General features: G+C 68.6%; 30 protein-coding genes and 1 pseudogene. 5 read left to right on the top strand and 26 right to left on the bottom strand.

What is annotated here, in order from left to right; all coding sequences use genetic code 11:
• Positions 1–54: 54 nt before the first annotated feature.
• The 9 genes from ACYVI5_RS01325 to glmS all read right to left on the bottom strand — a co-directional run bounded on the left by ACYVI5_RS01325 (position 55) and on the right by glmS (position 7814).
• Positions 55–756 carry a DUF4190 domain-containing protein gene (locus ACYVI5_RS01325; RefSeq protein ID WP_460578664.1) on the bottom strand — a complete coding sequence of 234 codons (702 nt, stop codon included), beginning with the start codon at positions 754–756 and terminating at the stop codon, positions 55–57.
• A gap of 89 nt (positions 757–845) precedes the next feature.
• Positions 846–1301: a DUF4190 domain-containing protein gene (locus ACYVI5_RS01320; protein WP_460578663.1), complete on the bottom strand. Its 456-nt coding sequence runs from the start codon at positions 1299–1301 to the stop codon at positions 846–848.
• Positions 1302–1549: 248 nt separating this feature from the next.
• A complete protein-coding gene (gene tsaD / locus ACYVI5_RS01315) occupies positions 1550–2611 on the bottom strand; it encodes a tRNA (adenosine(37)-N6)-threonylcarbamoyltransferase complex transferase subunit TsaD (protein ID WP_460578662.1) in 1062 nt (353 codons plus the stop codon).
• Positions 2608–3093, bottom strand: a complete 486-nt coding sequence (gene rimI / locus ACYVI5_RS01310) for a GNAT family protein (protein ID WP_460578661.1) — start codon at positions 3091–3093, stop codon at positions 2608–2610. Before rimI ends, tsaD begins: the two co-directional genes overlap by 4 nt.
• Positions 3090–3725: a tRNA threonylcarbamoyladenosine biosynthesis protein TsaB gene (gene tsaB / locus ACYVI5_RS01305; protein ID WP_460578660.1), complete on the bottom strand. Its 636-nt coding sequence runs from the start codon at positions 3723–3725 to the stop codon at positions 3090–3092. The genes rimI and tsaB overlap by 4 nt, the downstream gene beginning before the upstream one ends.
• Before the next feature lie 130 nt (positions 3726–3855).
• Positions 3856–4371, bottom strand: coding sequence for a tRNA (adenosine(37)-N6)-threonylcarbamoyltransferase complex ATPase subunit type 1 TsaE (gene tsaE, locus ACYVI5_RS01300; RefSeq protein WP_460578659.1), 516 nt, complete (start codon positions 4369–4371; stop codon positions 3856–3858).
• On the bottom strand, positions 4364–5482 hold the full coding sequence (gene alr, locus ACYVI5_RS01295; RefSeq protein ID WP_460578658.1) for an alanine racemase: 1119 nt from the start codon (positions 5480–5482) through the stop codon (positions 4364–4366). The genes tsaE and alr overlap by 8 nt, the downstream gene beginning before the upstream one ends.
• A complete protein-coding gene (locus ACYVI5_RS01290) occupies positions 5479–5856 on the bottom strand; it encodes a holo-ACP synthase (RefSeq protein ID WP_460578657.1) in 378 nt (125 codons plus the stop codon). Before ACYVI5_RS01290 ends, alr begins: the two co-directional genes overlap by 4 nt.
• A gap of 107 nt (positions 5857–5963) precedes the next feature.
• Positions 5964–7814, bottom strand: coding sequence for a glutamine--fructose-6-phosphate aminotransferase (gene glmS / locus ACYVI5_RS01285; RefSeq protein ID WP_460578656.1), 1851 nt, complete (start codon positions 7812–7814; stop codon positions 5964–5966).
• 59 nt (positions 7815–7873) lie between these two features.
• Here glmS and coaA point away from each other — a divergent pair, with 59 nt between their 5' ends.
• Positions 7874–8824: a type I pantothenate kinase gene (coaA, locus tag ACYVI5_RS01280; RefSeq protein ID WP_460536788.1), complete on the top strand. Its 951-nt coding sequence runs from the start codon at positions 7874–7876 to the stop codon at positions 8822–8824.
• Positions 8825–8870: 46 nt separating this feature from the next.
• Here the strand turns inward: coaA and glmM are convergent, their stop codons facing one another.
• The 6 genes and pseudogenes from glmM to aceB all read right to left on the bottom strand — a co-directional run bounded on the left by glmM (position 8871) and on the right by aceB (position 14163).
• Positions 8871–10232, bottom strand: coding sequence for a phosphoglucosamine mutase (gene glmM, locus ACYVI5_RS01275; RefSeq protein ID WP_460578655.1), 1362 nt, complete (start codon positions 10230–10232; stop codon positions 8871–8873).
• A gap of 29 nt (positions 10233–10261) precedes the next feature.
• Positions 10262–10753: a 30S ribosomal protein S9 gene (gene rpsI, locus ACYVI5_RS01270; RefSeq protein ID WP_440292534.1), complete on the bottom strand. Its 492-nt coding sequence runs from the start codon at positions 10751–10753 to the stop codon at positions 10262–10264.
• Positions 10754–10805: 52 nt separating this feature from the next.
• A complete protein-coding gene (gene rplM, locus ACYVI5_RS01265; protein WP_460536792.1) occupies positions 10806–11252 on the bottom strand; it encodes a large ribosomal subunit protein uL13 in 447 nt (148 codons plus the stop codon).
• 209 nt (positions 11253–11461) lie between these two features.
• Complete coding sequence (truA, locus tag ACYVI5_RS01260) at positions 11462–12373, bottom strand: tRNA pseudouridine synthase A (protein ID WP_460578654.1); 912 nt, start codon at positions 12371–12373, stop codon at positions 11462–11464.
• Between the two features lie 68 nt (positions 12374–12441).
• Positions 12442–12549 (bottom strand): annotated as a pseudogene (locus tag ACYVI5_RS01255) (DUF6986 family protein); the annotation flags it as partial.
• A gap of 15 nt (positions 12550–12564) precedes the next feature.
• On the bottom strand, positions 12565–14163 hold the full coding sequence (gene aceB / locus ACYVI5_RS01250) for a malate synthase (RefSeq protein WP_460578653.1): 1599 nt from the start codon (positions 14161–14163) through the stop codon (positions 12565–12567).
• A gap of 226 nt (positions 14164–14389) precedes the next feature.
• Between aceB and ACYVI5_RS01245 the strand changes: the two genes are divergently transcribed.
• Both ACYVI5_RS01245 and ACYVI5_RS01240 read left to right on the top strand, forming a co-directional pair.
• Positions 14390–15154, top strand: a complete 765-nt coding sequence (locus ACYVI5_RS01245) for an IclR family transcriptional regulator (RefSeq protein WP_460536798.1) — start codon at positions 14390–14392, stop codon at positions 15152–15154.
• A complete protein-coding gene (locus tag ACYVI5_RS01240) occupies positions 15151–15930 on the top strand; it encodes an SDR family oxidoreductase (protein WP_460578652.1) in 780 nt (259 codons plus the stop codon). Before ACYVI5_RS01245 ends, ACYVI5_RS01240 begins: the two co-directional genes overlap by 4 nt.
• 41 nt (positions 15931–15971) lie before the next feature.
• Here ACYVI5_RS01240 and ACYVI5_RS01235 read toward each other — a convergent pair whose 3' ends face one another.
• On the bottom strand, positions 15972–16847 hold the full coding sequence (locus tag ACYVI5_RS01235) for an HpcH/HpaI aldolase/citrate lyase family protein (protein WP_460578821.1): 876 nt from the start codon (positions 16845–16847) through the stop codon (positions 15972–15974).
• 225 nt (positions 16848–17072) lie between these two features.
• Complete coding sequence (locus ACYVI5_RS01230; RefSeq protein ID WP_460578651.1) at positions 17073–18413, bottom strand: cation:dicarboxylase symporter family transporter; 1341 nt, start codon at positions 18411–18413, stop codon at positions 17073–17075.
• A 139-nt stretch (positions 18414–18552) separates the two neighbouring features.
• Between ACYVI5_RS01230 and ACYVI5_RS01225 the strand changes: the two genes are divergently transcribed.
• Both ACYVI5_RS01225 and ACYVI5_RS01220 read left to right on the top strand, forming a co-directional pair.
• Positions 18553–20253 (top strand): sensor histidine kinase, encoded by a 1701-nt coding sequence (locus ACYVI5_RS01225; protein ID WP_460578650.1) that lies wholly within the window; start codon positions 18553–18555, stop codon positions 20251–20253.
• Positions 20246–20926, top strand: coding sequence for a response regulator (locus ACYVI5_RS01220; protein WP_460578649.1), 681 nt, complete (start codon positions 20246–20248; stop codon positions 20924–20926). The genes ACYVI5_RS01225 and ACYVI5_RS01220 overlap by 8 nt, the downstream gene beginning before the upstream one ends.
• Positions 20927–20982: 56 nt before the next feature.
• Here ACYVI5_RS01220 and rplQ read toward each other — a convergent pair whose 3' ends face one another.
• From rplQ to ACYVI5_RS01175, 9 genes are all read right to left on the bottom strand, one after another.
• On the bottom strand, positions 20983–21585 hold the full coding sequence (rplQ, locus tag ACYVI5_RS01215; protein ID WP_460578648.1) for a bL17 family ribosomal protein: 603 nt from the start codon (positions 21583–21585) through the stop codon (positions 20983–20985).
• Positions 21586–21630: 45 nt separating this feature from the next.
• Entirely contained in the window at positions 21631–22620 is a 990-nt protein-coding gene (locus ACYVI5_RS01210) for a DNA-directed RNA polymerase subunit alpha (RefSeq protein ID WP_440293699.1), read from the bottom strand.
• Positions 22621–22744: 124 nt separating this feature from the next.
• Positions 22745–23143 (bottom strand): 30S ribosomal protein S11, encoded by a 399-nt coding sequence (gene rpsK, locus ACYVI5_RS01205; RefSeq protein ID WP_170024924.1) that lies wholly within the window; start codon positions 23141–23143, stop codon positions 22745–22747.
• 40 nt (positions 23144–23183) lie between these two features.
• Positions 23184–23558 (bottom strand): 30S ribosomal protein S13, encoded by a 375-nt coding sequence (rpsM, locus tag ACYVI5_RS01200; protein WP_440293700.1) that lies wholly within the window; start codon positions 23556–23558, stop codon positions 23184–23186.
• Between the two features lie 233 nt (positions 23559–23791).
• Positions 23792–23908, bottom strand: coding sequence for a 50S ribosomal protein L36 (gene rpmJ, locus ACYVI5_RS01195; protein ID WP_460536811.1), 117 nt, complete (start codon positions 23906–23908; stop codon positions 23792–23794).
• 77 nt (positions 23909–23985) lie between these two features.
• Positions 23986–24207, bottom strand: coding sequence for a translation initiation factor IF-1 (gene infA, locus ACYVI5_RS01190; RefSeq protein WP_011186713.1), 222 nt, complete (start codon positions 24205–24207; stop codon positions 23986–23988).
• Between the two features lie 233 nt (positions 24208–24440).
• Positions 24441–25313 (bottom strand): aminodeoxychorismate lyase, encoded by an 873-nt coding sequence (locus ACYVI5_RS01185; protein ID WP_460578647.1) that lies wholly within the window; start codon positions 25311–25313, stop codon positions 24441–24443.
• A gap of 38 nt (positions 25314–25351) precedes the next feature.
• The gene (map, locus tag ACYVI5_RS01180) at positions 25352–26134 is read right to left on the bottom strand and encodes a type I methionyl aminopeptidase (protein ID WP_460578646.1); all 783 of its coding nucleotides are present in this window, start codon (positions 26132–26134) and stop codon (positions 25352–25354) included.
• Positions 26135–26192: 58 nt separating this feature from the next.
• Entirely contained in the window at positions 26193–26822 is a 630-nt protein-coding gene (locus ACYVI5_RS01175) for an adenylate kinase family protein (protein ID WP_460536930.1), read from the bottom strand.

Raw genomic sequence — 26822 nt, 5'->3', positions numbered from 1 at the left:
GACAAACGAGGGCCGTTCCGATGATGCGGAACGGCCCTCGTGTCGTTTCGGTGCTCAGTAGCCGGAGTTGTAACTGGCCGAGGCGATCGCGCCGATCACGATGATGAGAATCCAGAGCAGGATGAAGGCGACGGAGACGAAGCCGAGGATGATTCCGGTGAGCCAGAATCCCTTCGCCTGCGGCTCGCGCGACTTGCCCAGGAATCCGAGCACGATACCGGCGATGCCGAACAGCACGCCCCAGCCGACCGAGATGACGCCGACGATGCCGCCGATCAGAGCCAGGATGCTCAGGATCGGGGTCTTCGAGGGCGTCGGCGCGTACGGCTGCCCGTACTGCGGAGCGCCGTACGGAGGCTGCACGGGAGCCCCATACTGCGGGGCAGGCGGCTGCTGCGGAGCATAAGGCTGCTGGGGCGCACCGTAGGGCTGCTGCGGGGCACCGTACGGCTGCTGGGGCGCACCGTACGGCTGCTGCGGCGCGCCATACGGCTGCTGGGGCGCACCGTACGGCTGCTGCGGCGCGCCATACGGCTGCTGCGGCGCGCCGTACGGCTGGGGCGGAACGGGCGGAGCCGGCGGGGCGCCGTACGGCTGCTGAGGAGGCACGTTCGGCTGCGGAGGCTGCGGAGGAGCAGCGGACGGCTGCTGCGGCACCGGAGGTGCCGACGGCGGTGCGACCGGCGGCTCCTGCCGGGGCTCGCCACCCGGCGCGGGCACCTGCTCCGGATTCTGCGGAGCATTTGGATCGGACATCGGACCTTCCTTCGTCAGTAGACGTCAGCGGCGCAGCGCTCGGAACGAAATCCGAGTCGCCGCGCCGCAGATGGATCAGTGGTGCTGAATCAGTAGTTGTTGAGTGACGAACTCACCGACGCGAGGATCACCACGAGCACGATGATGACGATGATCTCGAGCGCGATGGCGACGAAACCGAGGATGATGCCGGTCAGCCAGAAGCCCTTGGCCTGCGGCTCCCTGCTCCGCCCGATGAAGCCGAGGATGACGGCCGCGATGGCGAACAGACCACCGAAGTAGAAGAAGGAGCCGATGATTCCGACGATGCCGCCGATCAGCGACAGGATGCTCAGAATCGGAGACTTCTGCACGGGAGCGGCGTACGGCTGCCCGTACTGCGGAGCCTGCGGTGCGCCGTACTGCGGTGCGGCCGGCTGCTGTGGTGCACCGTACTGCGGCGGCGCGGGCTGCTGAGGTGCAGCCGGCTGCGGCGCGGCCGGCTGGGACGCCGGCGGCTGCTGCGGCGAGCCCGCCGGGTCCTGAGGAGCGTTGGGATCGGACATGTGCTTGATCCTTTCGAATGGGCCGGCCGTCAAAAGCGGCCGGTCGTTCATCGCTCGGAATCGAACCTGAGCGAAAGCTGTGTATGCCAATGCTGGCATCCGCCTTCAGGGGTGTCAATGCATGCCGCGCGCGGCGTGTCGAACCGTTACCCCGATGAGCGAATGCGCATTCCGCACGCTATTCGCCGTCGCGAAGCACCGCGATGGGTACCTGTCCCCATGCACGCCGGACCATCCTGTGGATGTTCTCAGACCTGCACGTCGGTCACAGGCAGGGTCGAGTCCGCACCGAAGTCGAGTCCGCTCGGAGCGTGCCCAGCCATGATGCGCTGCGCGGCGAGCGCCGCGATCATCGCGCCGTTGTCGGTGCACAGAGACAAGGCGGGGATGCGCAGCCGGATGCCCGCGGCATCCGCTCGTTCCTGCGCCAGCTGGCGCACGCGCGCGTTGGCGACCACTCCGCCGCCGAGCAGCAGCCTCGGCACCTCGCGGTCGATGCACGCGGCGATCGCCTTCCGCAGCAGTACGTCGGCAACGGCCTCGCGGAAGCTCGCGGCGACGTCGGCGACGGGAACGGGCTCGCCGGCATCCTCTCGCCGCTCCACCCAACGTGCCACGGCGGTCTTCAGCCCCGAGAACGAGAAGTCGTAGCGGTGCTTCGCCAGGTCTTTGGGCAGCGAGAGTCCGCGCGGAAAGCGGATGGCATCCGGATGCCCGTGCGCGGCGACTCGGTCGATCTGCGGCCCCCCGGGGTACGGCAGTCCGAGCACACGCGCGACCTTGTCGAACGCCTCGCCGGCGGCGTCGTCGATGGTCTCACCGAGCAGCTCGACATCGTCGGTGAGGCTGCGCACGTGCAGCAGCGAGGTGTGGCCGCCGGAGACGAGCAGCGCGATCGTCGGCAGCTCCAGCTCACGGCCCGGACCTCCGTCGGCGTCGAGCAGGTCGGCACCGACGTGACCGACGAGGTGGTTCACGCCGTACAACGGCTTGCCGAGCGCGACGGCGAGCGCCTTGGCCGCCCCGACGCCGACCATGAGTGCGCCGGCGAGCCCTGGCCCGCTGGTCACGGCGACGGCGTCGACCTCCTCCAGACGGATGCCGGCACGCTCGACCGCCTCCGTGATGGCCGGCTCCAGCGCTTCGAGGTGCGCACGCGCGGCGACCTCCGGCACGACTCCGCCGTAGCGGGCGTGCTCCTCCATGCTGGAGGCGATCACGTTGGCGAGCAGCCGGGTGCCGCGCACGATGCCGACGCCGGTCTCGTCGCACGACGTCTCGATGCCGATCACCAGTGGTTCGTCGATCACGCGGAGGCCTCCCCGAGCGTGAGGCGCATCACGATCGCGTCGACGTCGTCGGGCTGGTAGTAGTGCGGACGTACCGCGAGCGACACGAAGCCCAGCGAATCGTAGAGCCGCTGGGCGTTCGGGTTGTCCGCCCGCACCTCGAGGAACACCTCGCGGGCGCCGCGGCGTGATGCCTCGCCGATCATGGCGACCATGAGCGCGCGGCCCAGGCCCAACCGCCTCGCAGCCGGGGCGACCGCGATCGTCTGGATGTCGGCATCCCCGGAACCGGGGACCGCCCGCAGGCCGGAATACGCCACCACGTCCCCATCGCGCTCCACCACGAGGTAGCAGGAGTGCGGTGCGGTCAGCTCGGCGCGCATGAGGGCGGGCGACCAGGCATCCGTGACGAAGATCGAGGTCTCGAGCGCCATGATCGCCTCGAGATCGTCCGCGGTGGCCAGCCGGAGACCGGCGACGGCGTCGGCCTGCACCGCGCTCATGCCGTCACCCGCTTCGGACCACTCGAGGGCGTGACGTCGGGCGAGCGCAGGTAGAGCGGACGATCTTCAGCGAACGGACGCCTCGCCGCGTACAGCCATTCCGCGAGCATGCCGAGCTGCCCGGCCGAGACGGATGCCGCGTCGTGTCGCGGCACGTCCGCGCCGTGCAGGGCAGCGCGTTCGAGCTCGTCGGGCTTGGACAGCCCCGGCCCGCCGGTGCGCAACGGGATGCCCAGCTCGTCGACGCCGCCGTACGTGCTCCAGTACAGCTCGCGCCTGCGGGCATCCGTCACCACCAACAGCGGGCCGGTGTGGCCCCAGGCGTATCGCTCGAGTGCGACAGCGTCGTGGCTCACGATCGGCACGGCGGGCTTGCCGATGCCGAGCGCGAACGCCTTCGCCGCCGCAATGCCGACGCGCAGGCCGGTGAACGGGCCCGGTCCCATGCCCGCGGCGACTCCGGACAGCTCGGCGGGGACGACGGATGCCTGTGCCAGCGCGTCCCGGATCATCCCGCCGATCACCTCGGCGTGCCGCATCGTGTCCGCGACGCTCAACTCGCTGAGCACGCCGCCCTCCCGGTCCACCACAGCGACGGATGTGCCGGCCGAGGTGTCGATCGCGAGGAGCATCGTTCCAGCGTAGTCAAGCAGCGCGCGCTCCCTCCGGCCGACGCCGTGTCGGCTCGGACGCGATGGTGCAAAATGCGCATTTTGCGTATTTTGCAGCAGGTCATTTTCGGGAGGGTCGCCACGGGTCAGGTCAGGCCCAGCGGGGACCGTGCGGCGTGACCGTCACGGTGCGCGGCTCCTCTGGGGCGTCCTCGTCCAGGCCCGCGTAGGACGCCGACGCCTCTCCCGCACCGGTCGGGCGGTCGATCGCGACGTCGAGCCACGAATCGGCGACGCCGTCGAGCATGCCGCTTCCCCACTCCACGACGACGACCGAGCGGGCGAAGTCGATGTCGAGGTCATCGAGCTCCAGCGCGGAGCCGAGCCGGTAGGCATCCACGTGCACGAGCGGCGTTCCGCCGTTCAGCGACGGATGCGTGCGGGCCAGCACGAAGGTCGGGCTCGTCACCGGGCCGCGTACGTTCATCGCCTCGCCGATGCCACGCGTGAGAGTCGTCTTGCCCGCGCCGAGCGGACCGGACAGCACGACGAGGTCGCCCGCCTGCAGCAGGCGCCCGAGCTCGTGGCCGAACGCCTCCATCCCGTCGGACGTGGGCACCGTGCGCGAGCCGGCCAGAGGCATCCGACCCCGGCCTGCGTCAGACATAGCTTCTCGTCACCCGCCTGCCCAGCCTCGTCACGATCTCGTATCCGATGGTGTCGGCGGCGCGCGCCCAGTCCTCGGCCGAAGGTGCACCCGTCGCCGGATCTCCGAACAGCACGACCTCGTCGCCGACCTGCACCGGCTCGTCGCCCACGGCGATCACGATCTGGTCCATCGCCACGCGGCCGGCGATCGGATGCCGCCGCCCGCCGATCAAGACCTGCGCGCGCCCGGATGCCTGCCGCGGCACGCCGTCCGCGTACCCGACAGGAACGAGCGCGAGCGTCGTGTCGCGCGGCGCCCGGTACGTGTGCCCGTACGACACGCCCTGCCCCTCCTGGATGCGCCGCACCGCGACCACGCGGGAGCGCAGCGTCATCGCGGGGCGCAGGCCGAACTCGCCCGGATCCCGGTCGGGGAACGGGGAGACGCCGTAGATCGCGATGCCGACCCGCGCCGTGTTGTATCGGCAGCGCGGCAGGGTGAGCGCCGCGCCGCTGGCCGCCAGGTGCACGAGCTCCGGGTTCAGGCCGGCGCGGGCTGCCTCCGCGAGGCCGCGGCCGAACGCGTCGGCCTGGGCGGCATCCGATTCTGCGTCGGTGCCGGAGAGGTGGCTGAAGACGCCGGCCACACGCAGCAGGCCGGCCGTCTCCGCGGCGCGCGCGGCGCGAACGACCTCGGGCCAGGCATCCGGGGCGACGCCGTTGCGGCTAAGACCCGTGTCGAGCTTGAGGTGCGCCACGGCAGTGCCGCCGGCTCGCTTCGCGGCGGCGGTGAGCGCGTCGAGCTGGGCGAGGGTCGAAACCCCCACCTCGATGCCGGCGGCGATCGCCGCGTCGAAGTCGGGATCCGAGTCGTGCAGCCAGGCGAGCACGGGCGCGGTGATTCCGGCCTCGCGCAGCTCGATCGCCTCGGCGAGATCGGCGACGCCGAGCCGGTCCGCTCCTCCGGCCAGCGCGGCGCGGGCGACCGGCACCGCCCCGTGTCCGTAGCCGTTCGCCTTGACGACGGCGATGAGGTGCTCGGTTCCGATCGTCCGCCGCAGCGTCTCGACGTTGCCGCGGATCGCGCCGAGGTCGACAACGGCCTCCCGCAACGGCGAGAGCTCGCTCATCGTGAACCCCCGCCGGCCGCGTCGTCGGTCTCGGCGACCACGAACGCGCACGCCACGCCCGCGTCGTGCGTCATGCTGAGGTGCCACCGGGTGATCCCGCGCGCTGCCGCCTCCTCGGCCACGGTGCCGTGCAGCACGAGTCCCGGGTTGCCGTGCTCGTCCGGCACCACCTCCACGTCGGATGCCACGACCACGTCGGCCCGCCCGAGCGCCTTGACCACCGCCTCCTTCGCCGCGAACCGGGCCGCGAGCGAATGGATGGGCAGTCCTTGTTCGCTCTGGGCGAACAGACGGGTGAGCAGCTTCGGGGTGCGTGCGATGGCGCGCTCGAAGCGCTCCAGGTCGACGATGTCGACACCGATGCCGGCGATCACGAGCGGCGCCCTTGCGCCGTGGTGCGGTTCGCACGATCGCGTCCGCTGCAGGGGACGCAGCCGTCCGCAGCGGAACGGGCGGCACGCGCGCCGCGGTGTCGCATCCGCTACTCCACCGTGACCGACTTGGCCAGGTTGCGCGGCTGGTCGACGTCGAGGCCCTTGGCGGTCGCGAGCTCCATGGCGAAGATCTGCAGCGGGATGACCGCGAGCAGCGGTTCGAACAGCGGCGCGGCCAGCGGGATGCGCACCACCTCGTCGGCGAACGGCAGCACGGAGGCGTCGCCCTCCTCGGCGATCGCCAGCACCCGAGCGCCGCGGGCGCGGATCTCCTGGATGTTCGAGACCACCTTCTTGTGCATCTCGTCGCTTCCGCGCGGGCTGGGCACGACGACGAAGACCGGCTGGCCTGGCTCGATGAGCGCGATCGGACCGTGCTTGAGCTCGCCGGCCGCGAAGCCCTCGGCGTGGATGTACGCGAGCTCCTTGAGCTTCAGCGCGCCCTCGAGCGCGATCGGGAAGCCGACGTGCCTGCCGAGGAACAGCACCGCGCGAGTGTCGCTCATCCAGTGCGCGAGCTGGGCGATCGCGTCGCTGGACTCCAGCACGCGTTCGAGCTTGCCGGGGACCGCGGTCAGCTGGTCCAGATTCGCGTGCTGTTCGGCATCCGTCAGCGTTCCGCGCAGCCGTGCCAGGTGCAGGCCGAACAGGTAGAGAGCGGTGATCTGCGCGACGAACGCCTTCGTGGAGGCCACCGCGACCTCGGGCCCGGCGTGCGTGTACACGGCGCCGTCCGACTCGCGCGGGATCGTCGCGCCCTGTGTGTTGCAGATCGACAGTGTCTTGGCTCCGGCTTCGCGGGCGAACTTCACCGCCATGAGCGTGTCCATGGTCTCGCCGGACTGGCTGATCGAGACGACCAGCGTCGACGGCGTGATCACCGGGTCGCGGTAGCGGAACTCGTGGCTGAGCTCCACCTCGACCGGGATGCGCGCCCACTTCTCGATCGCGTACGCGCCCACCTGACCCGCGTACGCCGCGGTGCCGCACGCGATGATCGTGATGCGCTCGATGCCGGTCAGCAGGTCGTCGAGGTCCTCGAGCTCGGGGATGACGGCGCGGCCTTCGTGTACGCGGCCGCGCAGGGTGTTGGCGACGGCATCCGGCTCCTCCGCGATCTCCTTGGCCATGAAGCTCGGCCAGCCGCCCTTGTCGGCGGCTGCGGCATCCCACGCCACCTCGAACGGCTCGACCTCCACGGTGTCTCCGGCGAAGTCGGTGACGGTGACGTCGGTCGGCGTGATCACCACGATCTGGTCCTGACCGATGGCGACCGCGCGACGGGTGTGCTCGACGAAGGCGGCGACATCCGACCCGAGGAAGTTCTCGCCGTCGCCGAGCCCGATGACCAGCGGCGAGTTGCGGCGCGCTCCCACCACGACGCCGGGCTGGTCCTCGTGCACGGCCAGAAGCGTGAAGGCGCCGTCGAGCCGCGACACGACCCGCCGGAACGCCTCGGCCAGATCGCCGGTCGCGCGATACTCACGGCCGAGCAGCGCAGCGGCCACCTCGGTGTCGGTCTCGCTGGCGAAGGTGAAGCCGTCGGCTGCCAGTTCCTCGCGCAGCGCCGCGAAGTTCTCGATGATGCCGTTGTGGATGACGGCCAGCTTGCCGTCGTCGCCGAGGTGCGGGTGCGCGTTGCGGTCGGTCGGACCGCCGTGCGTCGCCCAGCGGGTGTGGCCGATCCCGGTGGCGCCGTCGGCGATCGGATGCCTGCCCAGCTCGTCTTCGAGCACGCCCAGCTTGCCGGCGCGCTTGGCGACGCCCAGCCGGCCGGTCACCGCGTCGATGACGGCCACGCCCGCGGAGTCGTAGCCGCGGTACTCCAGCCGCTTCAGACCGCCCAGCAGCACCTCAAGGGACCGGTCGCTGCCGACGTATCCGACGATTCCGCACATGGGGACCGATTCTAGCGGGGCGACTCTGACACTCCCCTCGCTCACTACACTGGATGCCCATGGCCCCGAACGGCGCGACGCAGTCCGCGCGGATCACCCCGTTCGTCGAACTCGATCGTTCCGCCTGGGCCGAACTGGCCAGAAGCACACCTCAGCCCCTCTCCGAGCTGGAGATCGCCCAACTCCGCGGGTTGGGCGACACCCTCGACATTCGCGAGGTGGCAGAGGTCTACCTCCCCATGAGTCGCCTGCTCAGCATGTACGCGACCGGCACGCAACAGTTGCAGCGCACGACGAGTGACTTCCTGGGTGAGCGCACCGAGCGCACCCCGTTCGTGATCGGCGTCGCCGGGTCGGTCGCCGTCGGCAAGTCGACGACCGCGCGACTGCTGCGGGAGCTGCTCAGTCGCTGGCCCACCACCCCGAACGTTCAGCTGGTCACCACCGACGGATTCCTGCTCCCGAACGCGGAGCTGGAACGCCGCGGCCTGATGGGCCGCAAGGGTTTCCCGGAGTCGTACGACCGTCGCGCGCTGCTGCGCTTCGTCACCGCGGTGAAGAGCGGCGTCGATGAGGTGCGCGCGCCGTTCTACTCGCACCTCAGCTACGACATCGTGCCGGACGCGCAGGTGGTGGTCAGGCATCCGGACGTGCTCATCGTCGAGGGCCTCAACGTGCTGCAGCCGGCAGGCGGGGGCAACCGCTTGGCGGTCAGCGACCTCTTCGACTTCAGCGTGTACGTGGATGCCCGTGCCTCCGACATCGAGCGCTGGTACGTCGAGCGGTTCCTCAAGCTGCAGCGCGGCGCGTTCGCCGACCCGCAGTCGTACTTCCACCGCTACGCGAGCCTCACCGAGGAGGAGGCCCGCGCGCAGGCGCTGTCGATCTGGCACGCGATCAACGAGCCGAACCTGCTGCAGAACATCCGTCCGACGCGGTCGCGGGCGAAGCTCGTGCTGCGCAAAGACAGCGACCACACGGTGTCGTCCGTGCTGCTCCGCAAGCTGTAGCGACCGCGCCGGCCCGTGCTCCCGAGAGCACGCTCGCGTGCGCGGGCTACAGCGCGAGCTGCACGCGCACGACCTCGGCGAGCGTTCGAGCGTGATGGTCGGCGGTCTCCTGATCTGCGGCCTCCACCATGACCCGCACCATCGGTTCGGTTCCAGAGGGGCGCAGCAGGACGCGCCCGGTCTGGCCCAGCGCGGCTTCTGCCTCCGCGATCGCTGCGGCGATCACGTCGTCCTCGTGCAGGCGATGGTGGTCGACGCCTCGCACATTCACCAGGATCTGCGGATACACGGTCATGCAGCTCGCCAGCTCGTGCAGGCTCTTGCCCTTGCGCGCCATCTCGCTCACGAGGTGCAGCCCGGTCAGGATGCCGTCACCCGTCGTGGCGAACTCGCGCATGATGACGTGACCCGACTGCTCACCACCGAGCGAGAAGTCGTTCTCGTTCATCTTCTCGAGCACATAGCGGTCGCCGACACTGGTCTGCACGACGTCGATGCCGTGCTCGGCCATGGCCAGGCGCAGCCCGAGGTTGCTCATCACCGTGGTGACGAGCGTGTTGTGCTTCAGAACGCCGCGCTCCGCCATGCTCAGGGCGAGGATCGCCATGATCTGGTCGCCGTCGACGATGTTTCCGTTCGCGTCGACCGCGAGGCACCGGTCAGCGTCGCCATCGTGCGCGATGCCGACGTCGGCACCGTGCGCCACGACCGCCTCAGCCAGGTTGTCGATGTGGGTCGAACCGACCCCATCGTTGATGTTGATGCCGTCCGGGTCGTCGCCGATCACGGTGACGCGAGCACCGGCATCCGTGAACGCCTCGGGTGAGATGCCCGCGGCAGCGCCGTTCGCGCAGTCGAGCAGCACGTGGATGCCGTCAAGCCGGTGCGGCAGGCTGGCCAGCAGGTGCAGCACGTAGCGGTCTTCGGCATCCGCGAAACGGCGGATGCGACCAACCTCGCCACCGGTCGGCGTGAGCTTCGGCTTGCCGAGTGCGGCCTCGATGCGGTCCTCGACGACGTCGGGCAGCTTGGTGCCGCCGCGCGCGAAGATCTTGATCCCGTTGTCGGGCGCCGGGTTGTGCGACGCGGAGATCATCACACCGAAGTCGGCGCCGATGTCGGCGATCAGGAACGCCGCGGCCGGGGTCGGGATGACTCCGGCGTCGAGAACGTCGACGCCGGAGCTGGCCAGACCGGCGGCCACCGCCGCCAGAAGGAACTCACCCGAGACGCGTGGGTCGCGCGCGACGACTGCCACCGGGCGCTTGCCCTGCGCACGCCGGGCCTCCGCGCTGCGTCCCTGCCCGAGCACGACGGCGGCCGCCTGGGCGACGCCCAGGGCGAGGTCCGCCGTCAGCTCGGCGTTCGCCAGTCCGCGAACGCCATCCGTACCGAAAAGACGCGCCATAGCAGCTGCGGGCCTTCTGGGAGGCCGGATCAGCGCTTCGAGTACTGAGGAGCCTTGCGGGCCTTCTTGAGACCGGCCTTCTTACGCTCCTTGACCCGCGCGTCGCGGCTCAGGAAGCCGGCCTTCTTCAGCGTCGGGCGGTTGTTCTCGACGTCGATCCCGTTCAGCGCACGGGCGATGCCGAGACGCAGCGCGCCGGCCTGGCCGGAGGGGCCGCCGCCGGTGATGCGAGCGATGACGTCGTAGCTGCCGAGCAGGTCGAGCACCTTGAACGGGTCGGTGATCAGCTGCTGGTGCAGCTTGTTCGGGAAGTAGTCGGCGAACTCACGGCCGTTGACCGTGATGTTGCCGGAGCCCGGAACGAGGCGCACGCGGGCGATGGCCTGCTTGCGACGGCCGACGGCCGCACCGGGAACATTGAGAACCGGGCGGGGCGCGGCGGGCGCCTCGGTAGCCGGCGTTTCGGTTGTGAAGCTCTGCGGCACGTCCTGGGCCTCGAGCTGGTCGGAGATCTTCGCCACGATGGAATTCAGTCCTTGTCTAAGTCGAGAAGAGTTCTGGTGAGGCCGGCGCTTACTGGGCGACCTGGTCGAAGGTGTACGGCTTCGGCTGCTGAGCCGCGTGCGGGTGCTCGCTGCCCGTGTAGACCTTGAGCTTGCGCAGCTGGGCGCGGCCGATGGAGTTCTTCGGCAGCATGCCGCGAACGGCCTTCTCGACGGCGCGAACAGGGTTCTTCTCGAGAAGCTCGGAGTACGAAACGGCCTTCAGACCGCCCGGGTAGCCGGAGTGGCGGTAGGCCTTCTTCTGCAGCGCCTTCTGGCCGGTCAGGGCGACCTTGTCGGCGTTGACGATGATGACGAAGTCACCGGTGTCGACGTGCGGAGCGAACGTCGGCTTGTTCTTGCCGCGCAGAATGGCGGCGGTGTGGCTGGCCAGGCGGCCGAGCACCACGTCGGTGGCGTCGATGACGACCCAGTCGCGCTGGATCTCGGATGCCTTCGGGCTGAAAGTGCGCGTCACAGTAGTGGCTGCTTTCTTGTGTCGTGGTTGGGTTGGTCGTGAATCCCACTCCGGCGCGGAGTTGCCGTTTCGATGAAGCGGAAACGCCACTGGTGGAGGGCTCAACTACGGATGCCGCGCCGCAGTCGGCGGACACCAACGGTAAAGCTTACCCGACGCCTTGAATTCCCGCGAATCGTCGCCGGATCCACCCGATGGGCCGGCCCCGATCAGAGCACCCGGCGGGCACGGGTCTGCTCGGCACGCGCCGCGAGCTCGGCGCCGTGCGGATACCCCACCTCCATGAGAGTGAGTCCTTTCGCCGGCATCACCTTGAACGCGCTCGTCCGCGCACCGACGTCGCGCAGCAGAACGAGGTCGTCGCGCTCGAGCTTCCCCTCCCCCACCGCGACGCACGCTCCGACGAGAGCCCGCACCATGCTGTGGCAGAACGCGTCGGCCTGCAGCCGCGCGACGAGCACGCCGTCCGCGTCCCGGCGCCAGGAGAACTCCTGCAGTGTACGGATGGTCGTCGCCCCCTCACGCGGCTTGCAGTATGCGGCGAAGTCGTGGAGGCCGAGCAGGGTGCCTGCGGCCGCATCCATCTCGTCCGCCTCGAGCGCGGCCGGGTACCACAGCGTGCTGGAGCGGGTCATCGGGTTCTTCGGGGCCGCGGCGTCTGCGATGCGGTACTCGTATCGCCGCCAGAGGGCGGAGAAGCGGGCGTCGAACCCCGGTTCGGCCAGTTCGGCCGAACCGACCACGACGTCGGCGTCGGCGGCGCCGAGGATGCCCGTGAGCCGCCTGCGCAGAGCGGCCGCGGCATCCGCGTCGTCGGCCGCGTTGCGCGGCTTGCGCGGGCGCAGCAGGGCGTCCACCTGATCGACGGTGAGGTCCACGTGGGCGACCTGCCCGAGCGCGTGCACGCCGGCATCCGTGCGCCCCGCGACCGTCAGCGTGGGCGCCGGCTCGTGGCGGCGGAAGAGAGTGTGCAGGGCCTCCTCGAGCACGCCCTGCACGGTGCGCAGCCCCGGCTGTCTGCTCCAGCCGTTGAACCCGGAGCCGTCGTACGCGATCCCGAGCCGGATGCGTGTGGCGGGGAGCGGTGCGACATCGGTCTCGGTCGCGCCCTCCCCTGCCACTCGGTCATTCTATGAGGCGGGCGAGATGACTCAGATGCCCGGCTGCGGATGCGGTCCGCGCCGAAAGCGGCGACGGCATCCGCAGCCGCCGCTCCCCACTGGGGCGGCAGATCCGGCCTGAACCGGTCGGCCGTCACGTAGACGGTACGCACGGGCTGACGCGAGCCGTCGGGCAGCGGAACCAGCCGTCGTCACACCACGATCTCGTACGCCGGCGTCGTCAGGAAGTCGATGTAGTCGTCCTCCGTCGTCAGCCTGCGGATCAGCTCGCGGGCCGGCACGTAGTACCGCTCGAACGACGAGGCGTCCACTTCGTTGCGCAGCCGCTCCGACTCCTCGTCCAGCAGACGTCCGACGAGCTCCGGCGTGGCCTCATTGCCGGTGTCGCTGTATCGCACCCGGTTGTGCACCTGCTGCCACACCTGGGAGCGCGAGATCTCTGCGGTCGCGGCGTCTTCCATGAGGTTGTGGATCGCGACGGCGCCGTTGCCGGAAAGCCACACCGCGGTGTAGGCGACAGCCACGTAGAGGTTGAGGCGCAGTCCGGCCTCGGTCACGTTGCCAGGTGTGGACGACACGTCGAGCAGCTGGTCCCCCGTGACCTTGACGTCTTCGCGCAGCTTGTCCAGCTGGTTCGGCTTGTCGCCCAGCACGGCGTCGAAGACGTCCATGCAGACCGGCACGAGGTCGGGGTGCGCCACCCACGAGCCGTCGAATCCGTCCGTCGCCTCGCGCAACTTGTCGTCGCGCACCTTGGCGATCGCCGCATCCGTGATCTCCGGATCTTTCCGGTTCGGGATGAACGCCGCCATCCCTCCCATGGCGAACGCGCCGCGTTTGTGGCAGGTGCGCACCAGCAGTTCGGTGTACGCGCGCATGAACGGTGCCGTCATGGAGACGTCGGCGCGGTCCGGAAGGATGAACTCGCTCCCGGCGTCGCGGAAGTACTTGATGATGCTGAAGAGGTAGTCCCAGCGGCCGGCGTTGAGCCCGGATGCGTGCTCCCGCAGCTCATAGAGGATCTCCTCCATCTCGAACGCCGCCGGGATCGTCTCGATCAGCACAGTGGCGCGCACCGTGCCGTGCGGGATGCCCAGCTCAGCCTCCGCGAACGTGTACACGTCGTTCCAGAGTCGCGCCTCGAGGTGGCTCTCCGTCTTCGGCAGGTAATAGAACGGCCCCTGCCCGGTCTTCGCCAGGTGCGCGGCGTTGTGGAAGAAGTGCAGCCCGAAGTCGACGAGCGCGCCGACCGCATCCCGGCCGTCGAACTGCAGGTTCGACTCGTCCATGTGCCAGCCACGCGGACGCACGATCACGACCGCGGTCGGCGCATCGGTGCGCAGCGCGTAGGTCTTGCCCTCCGGCGAACTGTAGTGCAGGGTGCCGCGCGCGGCATCCTTGAGGTTCACCTGCGAGTCGATCACGTTGAACCAGTGCGGGGTGTTGGCGTCTTCGAGGTCGGCGAGCCACACCTTCGCACCGGAGTTCATGGCGTTGATCGCCATCTTCGCCGGGGTCGCGGGACCTGTGATCTCGACCCGGCGGTCGTGCAAGGCCTCCGGCGCGTCCGCGACGCGCCAGTCGCCGGAGCGCACCTCGGCGGTCTCGGGGAGGAAGTCCAGCCGGCCGGTGCGGGCGACCTGCTCGCGGCGCACCCGCCTGGCCGCGATCAGCTCGTCGCGGCGGCCGGCGAACCTCGCGTGCAGCGCGTCGACGAACGCGAGCGCCTCATCGGTCAGGATCTCGTTCGCCCGCTCCACGGTGCTTTGTCGTTTCGCTGTCACGGACACGGCGTGTACTCCTCTGGCTGACGGATATCCAACAACTTTCGCAATATGGATATTATTCTCTACGTACCGGAATTACAAACCCACCGCACCAGCCTTCCCGCTCCGCGGTCTGCGGGTCTCTCGGAGAAGCATCCGCAAACTCGGACAGGGGTAAGGAAATGCAGCGCGGTTCGACAAGCGGGGCTTTTCGCATGATGGAATGATCGAACCACGATCAGGAGGAACTGTGACCGATACGCAGGCCAAGGCACCACCGCGAGTGCAGTCGGTGGAGCGCGTGTTCGAACTGCTCGAGCTCATCACGGATGCCGGCGGCGAGGTGACGCTGAGCGAGCTCGCCGCGTCGACGGACCTCCCCCTGCCCACCATCCACCGTCTGCTCCGCACGCTCGTCTCCCTCGGATACGCACGCCAGGTACCGAACCGCCGATACGCGCTCGGACCCCGTCTCATCCGTCTCGGCGAGGGCGCCAACCGCATCCTCGGTTCACTCGCCCGGCCGCAGCTGGCCTCGCTCGTCAACGACCTCGGCGAGAGCGCGAACATGGCCGTGCTCGACGGTGACATGGTCGTCTACATCGCCCAGGTGCCCTCGCAGCACTCGATGCGCATGTTCACCGAGGTCGGCCGCCGAGCCCACGCGCACGACACCGGCGTCGGCAAGGCGATGCTCGCCCAGCTGCCCGAAGACACGGTGCGCGGCATCGTCTCCCGGGTCGGGATGCCCACGCCCACCGCCCACAGCATCGGCAACGTCGACGACCTGCTCACCGAGCTCGCCGCCATCCGCGAGCGCGGCTACGCGATCGACGACGAGGAGCAGGAACTCGGCGTGCGCTGCTACGCCATCACCGTTCCCGGGGCACCGTCGCCGACGGCCATCTCGGTCTCCGGTCCGCTCGCGCGCGTCGACGAGGACTTCGGCGAGCGCGCCGTCCCGCTCCTGAAGGCCGCCGCGGCGCAGATCGCCTCGGAGCTGAACGTCGCATGAGCGGCGCCGATGCCGACGCCACGGGGTCGCCCCACGAACGCGTCGCCGTCGTGACGGGTGCCGGCTCCGGCATCGGCCGTGGCGTCGCCCGCGCGATGCTCGACGACGGCTATCGCGTGGCGCTTCTCGGGCGGCACAGGGACACTCTGGAGGCGACGGCGGACGGGCATCCGCGCGCCCTCGTCGCCCCGGCCGACGTCTCGGACCCGGCCGCCGTCGACGACGCGTTCGGCCAAGTGGAGACCGCCTGGGGACGCGTCGACGTGCTCTTCAACAACGCCGGCATGTTCCCTCCCGCCGCGTACGTGGACGAGCTCGACCTCGCTGACTGGAACGCCGCCGTCGCCGTGAATCTGACCGGTGTCATGCTGTGCAGCGCGGCGGCGATGCGCATCATGAAACGGCAGCGTCCACAGGGCGGCCGCATCATCAACAACGGCTCGATCTCCGCGCACGTTCCGCGGCCGCTCGCCGCCGCCTACACCGCGACCAAGCACGCCGTCTCAGGGCTCACCAAGTCGCTCGAACTCGACGGCCGCGCCTTCGGCATCACGTGCGGCCAGATCGACATCGGCAACGCGGCCACCCGCCTCACGGACGACCTCGGGGCGGATGCCGGTGCCCTGCAACCCAACGGATCGCTGCTCATCGAGCCGACGTTCCCGGTCGAGGATGCGGCATGCGCCGTGCTCTTCATGGCGAACGTGCCGGCATCCGCGACCGTGAACTCGCTGGTGATCACGGCATCCGGCATGCCGTTCGTCGGCCGCGGCTGAGGCGCCCGACGAGCCGTCGGCGTGCGGCGATGGGATGGGCGTCAGCGAGGAGGCGGTGCGACTCCGAACGCCGCTGCCAGTTCGAGGATCTTGCGGGCACGACCGAGGCGAGGCAGGTCGCTGCCGTCGCGGATGATGCGTCCCCTGGCCTCGAAGTCGTCGAGGAACTCCTTCGCCCAGGCGACATCGGTGGGCGTGGGGCTGATGACCTCGTTGATGATCGGCACCTGGTCGTTGGTCAGGCAGAGTTTGCCCGTCATGCCCATGCTGACGGTGACCTGCGACTGCTCGCGCAGAACAGGATGGCTCGTTCCGACCGTCGGGCCGTCGATCGGGCCTGGCAGTTTGCCGCACCGGCTGGCGACGACGAGCTTCGCGCGCGGGTAGGCCATCGCCATGTTGTCGGCGGCCATGCCCGTGTCGCGGCGGAAGTCGCCCGAACCGAACGCGAGCCGGAAGGCGCCCTCGGCGCGCGCGATGTCGGGGGCGCATTCGATCCCGATCGCAGACTCGACGAGCGCGATCACTCGGGTGCGAGCCCCGAGCACGTGGTAGGTGTTCGTCACCTGAGACGGGTCTTCCGTCTTGGCGAGCATGACTCCCTGCAGGCCGGGAAGCTCGCGCAGAGCACGCAGATCGTCAGCCCAGTAGGGGGTGGTCACATCGTTGACGCGCACCCACGCCTCGCCGCCGCCGACCAGCCAGCGGGCGACATCCTCACGCGCCTCCTCCTTGTGCGAGGGGTCGACCGCGTCTTCGATGTCGAGGATGACCGCATCTGCCGATCCGTTCGCCGCCGCGTCGAAATCCTCAGGCTTCGTGCCGGGCACGAGCAGCCACGAACGGGCGTGCTCTGCCGGGGGGCGCGGTAGGCGCTTCGGGGTCGAAGCGGGAGTCTGCGACTCCTCCGCGATCATGTCGTCCACACTGACTCCTGGGACTCGCTATTCCGGATGCTTTCGCAATCTGGAATATGGATGTTGCGTAGTGAAAATACTACGAGGTTCTGTTCAATTTCAAAGCGGGCACCGCGGCTGACCACGGTGCCCGCGCTCGCGTACCGGAAAACGGAGCCTCGGCCGTGAGCTGGGCACGCGGGCAAGTCTACGAAAGCGAGCCCGCGTGGCCCTGCGCGCTGCGGTCTATTCCTTGGCTACCGGTGGGGTGAGCTGGCGTTCCGGCGTCTCATCTGTGGAAACGCTCATGGTCTGCTCATCGAACGGCAGCTCGCCGTGGAGCACTCGGTGCGCACGGCTCTTGTCGATCTCCCTGGTCCAGGTGCCCACCAGCACGGTGGCGACCGCGTTGCCGGTGAAGTTCGTCAGCGCACGGGCCTCCGACATGAACCGATCGATCCCGACGATGAGGCCGACACCGTCGAGCAGCTGCGGACGGTAGACCTGCAGTCCCCCGGCGAGTGTGGCGAGACCGGCTCCGCTGACCCCGGCAGCGCCCTTCGACGCGATCATCATGAACAGCAGCAACGCGAGCTGCTCGCCGATCGACATCGGCTTCCCGACGGCGTTGGAGACGAAGATCGACGCCATCGTGAGATAGATGGCGGTGCCATCGAGATTGAACGAGTAGCCGGTCGGTACGGTGATGCCGACGACCGGCTTCGAGACCCCCAGATGCTCCATCTTGGCGATCAGCCGGGGAAGCGCCGCCTCCGACGACGATGTCGAGAAGATGATCAGGTACTCCCGCGCGAGGTACTTCATCAGGCTGAAGATGCTGATGCCGCTGGCCAGGCGCAGCACTGTCCCGAGCACGAGCACGATGAACACGACGCACGTGATGTAGAAGCCGCCCATCATGGTCGCCATCCCCACGAGTGCTTTGCCGCCGCTGGCGCCCACCACCGCAGCGATCGCGCCGAATGCGCCGAGCGGTGCCACCCACATGATCATCATGAGGATCCGGAAGACCAGCACCTGAGCGATCTCGATCACCTTCAAGACGGACCGGCCAGCACCGCCCATGCGCTGCAACGCGAACCCCGTGATGAGGGCGATCAGCAGAGCCTGCAGCACGTTCCCGCTGGTCAACGCGGAGAACAGGGAGACCGGGATGATGCCGAGGATGAAGCCGGATGCCGTCGAGTCGCCCGTCGCGGCCGCCTGGTAGTGCGCACCCGAGAGATCGAGCCCGCTTCCCGGGTTCAGCAGGTTGCCCACCAGGAGTCCGATACCCAGTGCGAACGTCGACATGATGATGAAGTAGCCGAGGGCGAGCCCGCCGATCTTGCCGACCGTTGCCGCTTTCGAGATGGATCCGACGCCCAGCACGATGGTGCAGAAGATCACCGGCGTGATCATCATCTTGATCAGGTTGACGAACCCGGTTCCGATCGGCTGCAAGGCGACCGCGAATCCAGGGAAGATGAGCCCGACTGCGATGCCGGCGACCACGCCGACGATCACGAGCAGGTAGAGGAGATGCGTCTTGTCCAAGCGCTTCTGTCGTAGTGGCGTCGTTGCCATCTGGGGTTTCCTTTGATCTAGCCTGCGTCTCGCAGGTCGTCCGACGGGATCGCCCCATACTCGCCGTGGCCCGTTTCGTCTCGATGCTTGTGTTCATACTGTTCGCGCCGCAGCGTTCCGTCAGGGGAGAGAATGACGTGTGATCAAGCGGCTGATCCATCGAGGTAGCGTCGCCTCCAGGCTCTTCGCCGCGCAGTCCGTCTTCGTGCTCGCGCTCAGCGGCGTCGCCCTGATCGGTCTCTGGCTGGATGCGAACCAGCGCGTCGACCAGACCGCCCGGGCGCGCACGCAGTCGGTCGCGGCATCCATCGCCGACGACCCCTACGTCGTGGCGGCCGTGCAGAAGCCAGGCCCGTCGGCGACGCTCGAGCCGTACGCCGTGCGGCAGATGCGCGACTCCGACGTCGACTTCATCACGATCATGAGCACGGCCGGTATCCGCTACACCCACCCGGATCCCGCCGAGATCGGCAAGACGTACATCGGCACCATCGGACCGGCTCAGCGCGGCCACTCGCTGACCGAGACCTACACAGGCACGCTGGGCCCGTCGGTTCGCTCGGTCTTTCCGGTCTTCGGCGCCGGTCACAAGGTAGTGGCGCTCGTCTCGGCCGGTGTCACCGTGGGTAGCGTGGCCGCCACGGTGAACGCGCAATTGCCGTTCGTCGTCGGCTCAGCCCTCGTGCTGCTCCTGCTCGGCGGCCTCGAGGCGCTGCTGCTGCATCGTTACCTGAATCGGGTCACGCACAGCATGGGTCCGGAGCAACTCGAGCGCATGTTCTCGTATTACGAGGCGGTGCTCTACTCCGTTCGGGAGGGGCTGCTCCTGGTGGATGCCGACGGAGCGGTCACCCTCTACAACCAGCCGGCCGCTCAGCTGCTCAACCTGCCGCTGCCGGATGTGAACGACAGGCGGGCCAGGATGCCGGTGGCCGAGATGCCGATACCGGAGACGTTGCGCGACATCCTCGCCGGTGGCGGCCGTGTCCACGATCTGGTGCAGCTGACGGATGACCGAGTGCTCGTCATCAACCAGGAGCCGGCGAGAGCGCCCGGTGGTTCGCGCCTGCCCGCCAGGCTCGGAACGGTGACCACGATCCGCGATCACACGGAGCTTCAGCAGCTGACCGGTGAACTGCAGACGATGCGCACACTGGCCGACTCACTGCGCGCCCAGACCCACGAGTTCTCCAACAAGCTGCACACGATGGTGTCGCTGATCGAACTCGACCGCACCGACGAGGCCCTGGATTTCGCGACCGAGGAGTTGCAGGTCAATCAGCTGCTGGCCGATCAGGTGGTCGGTGCGATCGACGAACCCGTGCTGGCCGCACTCGTGCTGGGGAAGACGAGCCAGGCCCAGGAACGGGGAGTGCAGCTTCGGGTGAGTACCGAGTCGGCGAGCATGCGACCGAACCTGAACCAGGCCGATCTGGTCACCATCGTCGGCAACCTGCTCGACAACGCGATCGACTCCGCCGCGGATTCGGCGGACTCCTGGGTCGCCCTCGAACTGTCGATGGGGAGCGAAGGCGGCGTCGGTCCGGCGTTTCTGATCAGGGTCTCCGACAGCGGTCCTGGCATAGCGCCCGAACACGAGGACGTCATCTTCGAACGCGGTTACTCCACCAAGCAGTCCGGCCACAACCGCGGATACGGCCTCGCACTCGTCGCTCAAGCCGTTCGGCGCAGCGGCGGGTCGATCCGGCATCTGAAGGGCGCGACGGGCGCTGTCTTCGTCGTCGCCCTGCCTCTGCCCGCGACGACGGCGCACCCGGGCGCGGCAGAGTCCGAAGACGACGCGACAGCATCAGGCAAGGCCACGGCATCCGATGATTAGCGTCCTGGTCGTCGAAGACGAGGAGATCGCGGCCGCCGCGCACGCGGAGTACGTGCGGCGGGTCGAGGGATTCCGGCTCGCCGGCGTTGCCAGGACCGGTGAAGAGGCGATGCGGATGCTCCGCGCGGCCCGCGCCGGCGACATCGACCTGGTGCTGCTCGACATGAACCTTCCCGACCTGCCGGGCCTCATCGTCGCGGGGCGGGTTCGCGCCCTCGGAATCCCGGCAGACATCATCGCGGTCACGGCCGTGCGGGAACTGGGTATGGTGCGTGGCGCGCTCTCCCTCGGCGTCGTGCAGTACCTGATCAAGCCCTTCACCTTCGCCGCGCTGCGGGACAAGCTGGAGCACTATCGGCAGTTCCGGCAATCGCTGCCGCACGGGTCCGTTCAGACGACGCAGGCGGAGGTCGATCGGGCACTCGCGGCGCTGCGCGCTCCGTCGCCGCTTTCGATGCCTAAGGGCCTGTCGCCCGACACGCTCGAGCGGGTGACGGATCTGCTGCGCGCCGAGGGTCACGCATTCTCGGCCGCCGAGGTCTCTTCGACTCTCGCCATCTCGCGCGTCACAGCACGGCGATACCTGGAGCACCTGGCAGACAGCGGCCTCGTCCGCAGGTCGCCTCGCCACGGAACGCCGGGACGTCCTGAGCTCGAGTACCGACTGAAATGAGCGGAGCCCCCGGCCATCCATCGGATGTCCGGGGGCTCCAGCGTCATGCGCTGACGCTACTTCGTGGCGTCCTCGCCGGCGTCGACGCTCTCGTCGTCGGTGTCGGTGGCCTCGACCGCCTCGGCGGCCTCCTCCGAAGCCTCGGCGTCTGCCTGCTCCTCGACCGGTGCGCTCTCCGGGGTCTCCTCGACCTCGGCGGCGGCCTCGTCGTTCGTAGCAGCCTCGGCGGCTTCGGCCTCCTCAGCGGCGACCTTCGCGGCCGGCGACGGCGGCGCGGCGGGAGCCTTGCGCTTCGGCGTGACCGGCTCGAGCACGAGCTCGATGACCGCCATGGGGGCGTTGTCGCCCTTGCGGTTGCCGATCTTGGTGATGCGGGTGTATCCGCCCTGGCGGTCGGCCACCTGCGGCGCGATCACGTCGAACAGCTCGTAGACCACGCCCTTGTCGTGGATGGTCGCGAGCACGCGACGACGAGCGTGCAGGTCGCCGCGCTTGGCGAACGTGATCAGTCGCTCGGCGAGCGGACGAAGGCGCTTCGCCTTGGTCTCGGTCGTCGTGATGCGCTTGTGCGTGAACAGCGCGGCGGCCAGGTTCGCGAGCAGGAGTCGCTCGTGGGCAGGGCCGCCTCCGAGACGGGGACCCTTGGTCGGCTTAGGCATTGTCTTTCTCCGTTGTCAGTAAGGGGATGAGCTGCGTGCGACGACTCAGCGGTACTCGTCGTCGCCGGCGCTGTAGAAGTGGGTGCCGTCGAACCCGGGGACCGAGTCCTTGAGCGACAGGCCCATCTCCGTCAGCTTGTCCTTGACCTCATCCACCGACTTCTGACCGAAGTTGCGGATGTTCATGAGCTGCGTCTCGGAGAGCGAGACCAGTTCGCTGACGTTGTTGATGCCCTCACGCTTGAGGCAGTTGTACGACCGCACCGAGAGCTCGAGGTCCTCGATCGGCATCGAGAGCTCGGAGCTGAGCACCGCGTCGACCGGCGCGGGGCCGATCTCGATGCCCTCGGCCTGCGAGTTGAGCTCGCGGGCCAGGCCGAACAGCTCGGTGAGCGTGCGACCGGCGGAGGCGATGGCATCCCGCGGGCTGATCGCCGGCTTGGTCTCCACGTCGACCACGAGGCGGTCGAAGTCGGTGCGCTCACCGGCACGCGTGGCCTCCACGCGGTACGTGACCTTGAGCACGGGCGAGTAGATCGAGTCGATCGGGATCTGCCCGGCCTCGCTGTACTCGTTGCGGTTCTGCTGTGCAGAGACGTAGCCGCGGCCGCGCTCGATGGTGAGCTCGACCTCGAAGCGGGCGTTCTCGTTCAGGGTCGCGATGACCAACTCGGGGTTGTGGATCTCCACGCCGGCCGGTGCGGAGATGTCCGCGGCGGTGACCTCACCGGAGCCCGTCTTGCGCAGGTAGGCGGTGATCGGCTCGTCGTGCTCGCTGGAGACGACCAGTCCCTTGATGTTGAGGATGATCTCGGTGACATCCTCCTTCACGCCCGGGATGGTGGTGAACTCGTGCAGCACACCGTCGATGCGGATGCTGGTGACCGCCGCGCCCGGAATGGACGACAGCAGCGTGCGGCGAAGCGAGTTCCCGAGCGTGTACCCGAAGCCCGGCTCGAGCGGCTCGATCACGAACCGCGAGCGGAATTCCGAGATGTTCTCTTCGGTGAGCGTGGGGCGCTGTGCGATGAGCACTATTGATTCCTTTCGGCTAAGCGTCCGCTATATGACGCTTGCTCTGTTCAGGTATTGAGTTATATCCACTCGCGGGCGGCGACCGCGAAGCGGCCGCCGCCCGCTTGAGCGGAAAGTGTCACCGTCAGACGCGGCGACGCTTCGGCGGGCGGCAGCCGTTGTGCGCCTGCGGTGTCACGTCGTTGATCGAGCCCACCTCGAGACCCGCGGCCTGAAGCGAACGGATCGCGGTCTCGCGGCCCGATCCCGGTCCCTTGACGAAGACGTCGACCTTCTTCATGCCGTGCTCCTGCGCCTGGCGGGCGGCCGACTCGGCGGCCAGCTGGGCCGCGAACGGCGTGGACTTGCGGGAGCCCTTGAACCCGACGCCACCGGAGGACGCCCAGCTGATCACGGCGCCGTTGGTGTCGGTGATGGAGACGATCGTGTTGTTGAACGTCGACTTGATGTGGGCCTGGCCCACTGCGATGTTCTTCTTTTCCTTCTTGCGCGGCTTGCGAGCGGCCGTCTTGGGTGCTGCCATGTTTTCCTACTCCTGAGATCTCGAAGCGCTGGCTGAGGGCCTAGCGGGCCTTCTTCTTGCCGGCGACGGTGCGCTTCGGTCCCTTGCGGGTGCGCGCGTTGGTCTTGGTGCGCTGGCCGCGCACGGGCAGGCCGCGACGGTGGCGCAGGCCCTGGTACGAACCGATCTCGACCTTGCGGCGGATGTCGGCGGCGACCTCGCGGCGAAGGTCACCCTCCACCTTGTAGTTGCCCTCGATGTAGTCGCGGAGGGCGACGAGCTGGTCGTCGGTGAGGTCCTTGACCCGGACGTCACCGGAGATTCCGGTTGCCTTCAGGGTCTCGAGCGCCCGGGTGCGGCCGATTCCGTAGATGTAGGTGAGTGAGACCTCCACGCGCTTCTCGCGCGGGATGTCGACGCCTGCTAGACGTGCCATGTGCGGCTTCTCCTGTTGATCAGGTGGAGGTGTGGAACAGCATCGGTGCCCGGGCCTCCGACCCGAGGTGTCCACCGCTCACACGCGCGCTGGAGCTAGGAGCGAAGGCCATTTCTGGCCTTCGCCGCGACGCCAGCGCCGACGTCCGTCTCGGACGTCGGTGAGTGGTGTATCGATGCTGCGCTTTCTCGATGTTCAGTTTTGTGACCGGATGTCAGGCATCCGGAAACCTTTTAGCCTTGCCGCTGCTTGTGGCGCGGGTTCGATGAGCAGATGACCATCACGCGGCCGTTGCGGCGAATGACGCGGCAGTGCTCGCAGACGGGCTTGACGGAGGGCTTGACCTTCATGAGTGATTCCTTATCGCTGTCGTCGTGCTCCACGACACACGTGTCCGTGGTGTGGGCCGTTACTTTCCGACGCCGATTTACTTGTAGCGGTAGACGATGCGGCCACGGGTGAGGTCGTAGGGGCTCAGCTCCACGATCACGCGGTCCTCGGGGAGGATGCGGATGTAGTGCTGGCGCATCTTGCCCGAGATGTGGGCGAGAACCTTGTGTCCGTTGGTGAGCTCAACGCGGAACATCGCGTTGGGCAGCGCCTCGATGACAGATCCCTCGATCTCGATAACGCCGTCTTTTTTGGCCATAGCCTCACTATCGCTTCAGGCACATCGGTGCCGGTCGTGCGGTGGATGGATGGTGCCCGGTCGAACCATGCGGACGACCCGGGGAGCACACCGCGAAAACGGGTGCAAGACACCAAAGATCTATCCTAGGCCATCGCAGGCCGCTTCGCCACTCGGATGCCGCGTGGCCTCTGGTGCAACGCGGGCGAGCGGCGTATGATTCCCGCTGCCCTTCCGCCCGAACGGTGTCGCGCTCAGTCCTCCCGGGCGAGCAGCGCCTCGTTCATCGCGCGGGTCAGCTCCGGATCGACAGCCACTTCGGTCCCGTCGACGTGGGTGATCGGGGTGGCCAGCCGCACGCTGGAGACCAGCCAGAGCGCATCCGCCCGCAGCAGATCGGACGCCGGCACGAGGGCCTCTTCCGTGCTCAGCCCTCGGTCGGTCGCGAACGCGAACACGCTGAGCTGGCTGGTGCCCGGCAGGATGCCGATGTCGGTTCGCGGCGTCACGATGCGGTCGCCGAAACGCAGGATGACCGTCGAGGTAGGCGCCTCCATGACGTAGCCGTCGGAGGTGACGAAGATCACATCGTCGGCTCCCCGCCTTCGTGCCTCACGGAGCGCCGCCATGTTCACCGCGTACGACAGCGTCTTCGCGCCGGGCAGCAGCCACGGTGCACGTTGCGCGACGTCGCTGGTGTATCCGCGATCGAGCGTCACGACCCGGATGCCGGTCTCCCGCTCGGCGAAGTCGCCATCGGCCGGTGACGCGACGATCCAGGCGGTCGGCTTTCCGCTGCCCTCGATGCCGCGCGTCAGCACGATCTTGAGCCCGCCCTGACGATCGGTGGGCAGGGATGCCGCCGCCTCAGTGATCGCGTGCCGCCACTGCTCCTCGTTCGGCTTCGGCAGGTCGAGCAGGGCCGCGGAGTGCGCGAGCCGCTTGAGGTGCGCATCCAGTGCCTGCGGATGCCCGCCGACGACGCCGATCGTCTCGAAGACGCCGTCGCCGCGCGCAGGTCCCAGGTCGCGAACGTCGAGCGTGGGAACGCCCACCTCGACCCGATGCAGCGCCGACTCGGAGGCCGGCGCGCCGGCGGGAAGCACATCGAGCATGAACACGGGCATGGCTCGAGCCTACGCCGCGGCTCGCCGTGTTCCGGTTCTCACGCTGGCCGCACCGGGGTGATGCCGAAGGGCTTCAGGCCGGCTGCCCCACCGTCGTGCGCGGTGAGCACCCAGACGCCGTCCTTGTGCACGGCCACGGAGTGCTCCCAGTGCGCGGCCGAAGCGCCGTCTTCGGTGGCGACCGTCCAGCCGTCGTCGCGCACATACGTGTCGGGCGATCCGCTCACCACCATCGGCTCGATCGCCACCACGAGCCCTGGGCGCACCTCAGGGCCCTTCTGTCGCACGCTGTAGTTGAACACCGGCGGAGCCTCGTGCATGCGGCGGCCGATGCCATGACCGATGTAATCGGTGAGGATGCCGTACTCCCCCTGCGAGAGGATGTACTCCTCGATCGCGTCCCCGACCTCGTTCAGGTGTGATGCCCGCGAGAGCGCCGCGATGCCCTGCCACAGCGACTGCTCGGTCACCTCGCTGAGCGCACGCCGCTCCGCCACGAGATCGGCCCGATCCGGATCGTCCAGCACGACGGTGAACGCGGCGTCGCCGTTCCAGCCGCCCAGGATCGCCCCGGAGTCGACCGAAAGGATGTCGCCGGGCGCCAGCATCCGTTCGCCCGGGATGCCGTGCACCACCTCGTCGTTCACCGAGGCGCAGATCGTGTGCCGGTACCCGGGCTCGAGCTTGAAGTTGGATGCCCCGCCGCGCGCGACGATGGCGCTCTCGGCGAGGCTGTCCAGCTCGAGCGTCGAGACGCCGGGTCGCACTGCGCTGCGAACGGCGTCCAGACTGTCCGCGGTCGCCAAACCGGGCTCGAGCATGAGTCTGAGTTGTGCGGGCGTCTTGTAGATCGACCGCCGGATGCCTACCACTGCGGGACTAGGCGGCAGCGGTGTCGCCGACCACCCCGATGCCCCGGGTGGCCAGCGCCTCACGGATGCGCGCCGCGACCTCGTCGACGCTTCCGATGCCGTCCACCTCGACGAGCAGATCACGGTCGCGGTACACGTCGATGATCGGTGCCGTCTGCTGGGCGTAGACGTCCTGCCGGTGCCGGATCGCCTCTTCGGTGTCGTCAGCACGTCCCTGCTCGTGAGCACGATGCGTCAGGCGGCGGACCAGCTCGTCGCGGTCCGCGGTGAGGCGCACGACGGCCTCAAGCTTGCCGTCGGCTGCCAGAAGCTCGTCGAGGTACCGCACCTGCTCCAGCGTGCGCGGGTATCCGTCGAGCAGGAAGCCCTTTGCGGCGTCCGGTTCGGCGAGCCGGTGCGCGACCAGCTCGTTCGTGAGGTCGTCGGGAACGTAGTCGCCGGCATCCACGATCGCCTTCACCCGCACCCCGAGCTCGGTCTGGTGCGTGATGTGGAAGCGGAAGATGTCGCCGGTGGAGATGGCCGGAATGCCGAACGCATCGGCGATGAAGGTCGCCTGCGTACCCTTGCCCGATCCGGGCGGGCCGACGATGAGGAGCCGTGCTCCCCGTTCCCGGTTGGACTCTTGGAGCGACAC

It is taken from the genome of Humibacter ginsengisoli (genome assembly GCF_054780095.1).
Note: the sequence above shows the minus strand (reverse complement) of the source record. Positions and strands in the feature narration are given on the sequence as shown.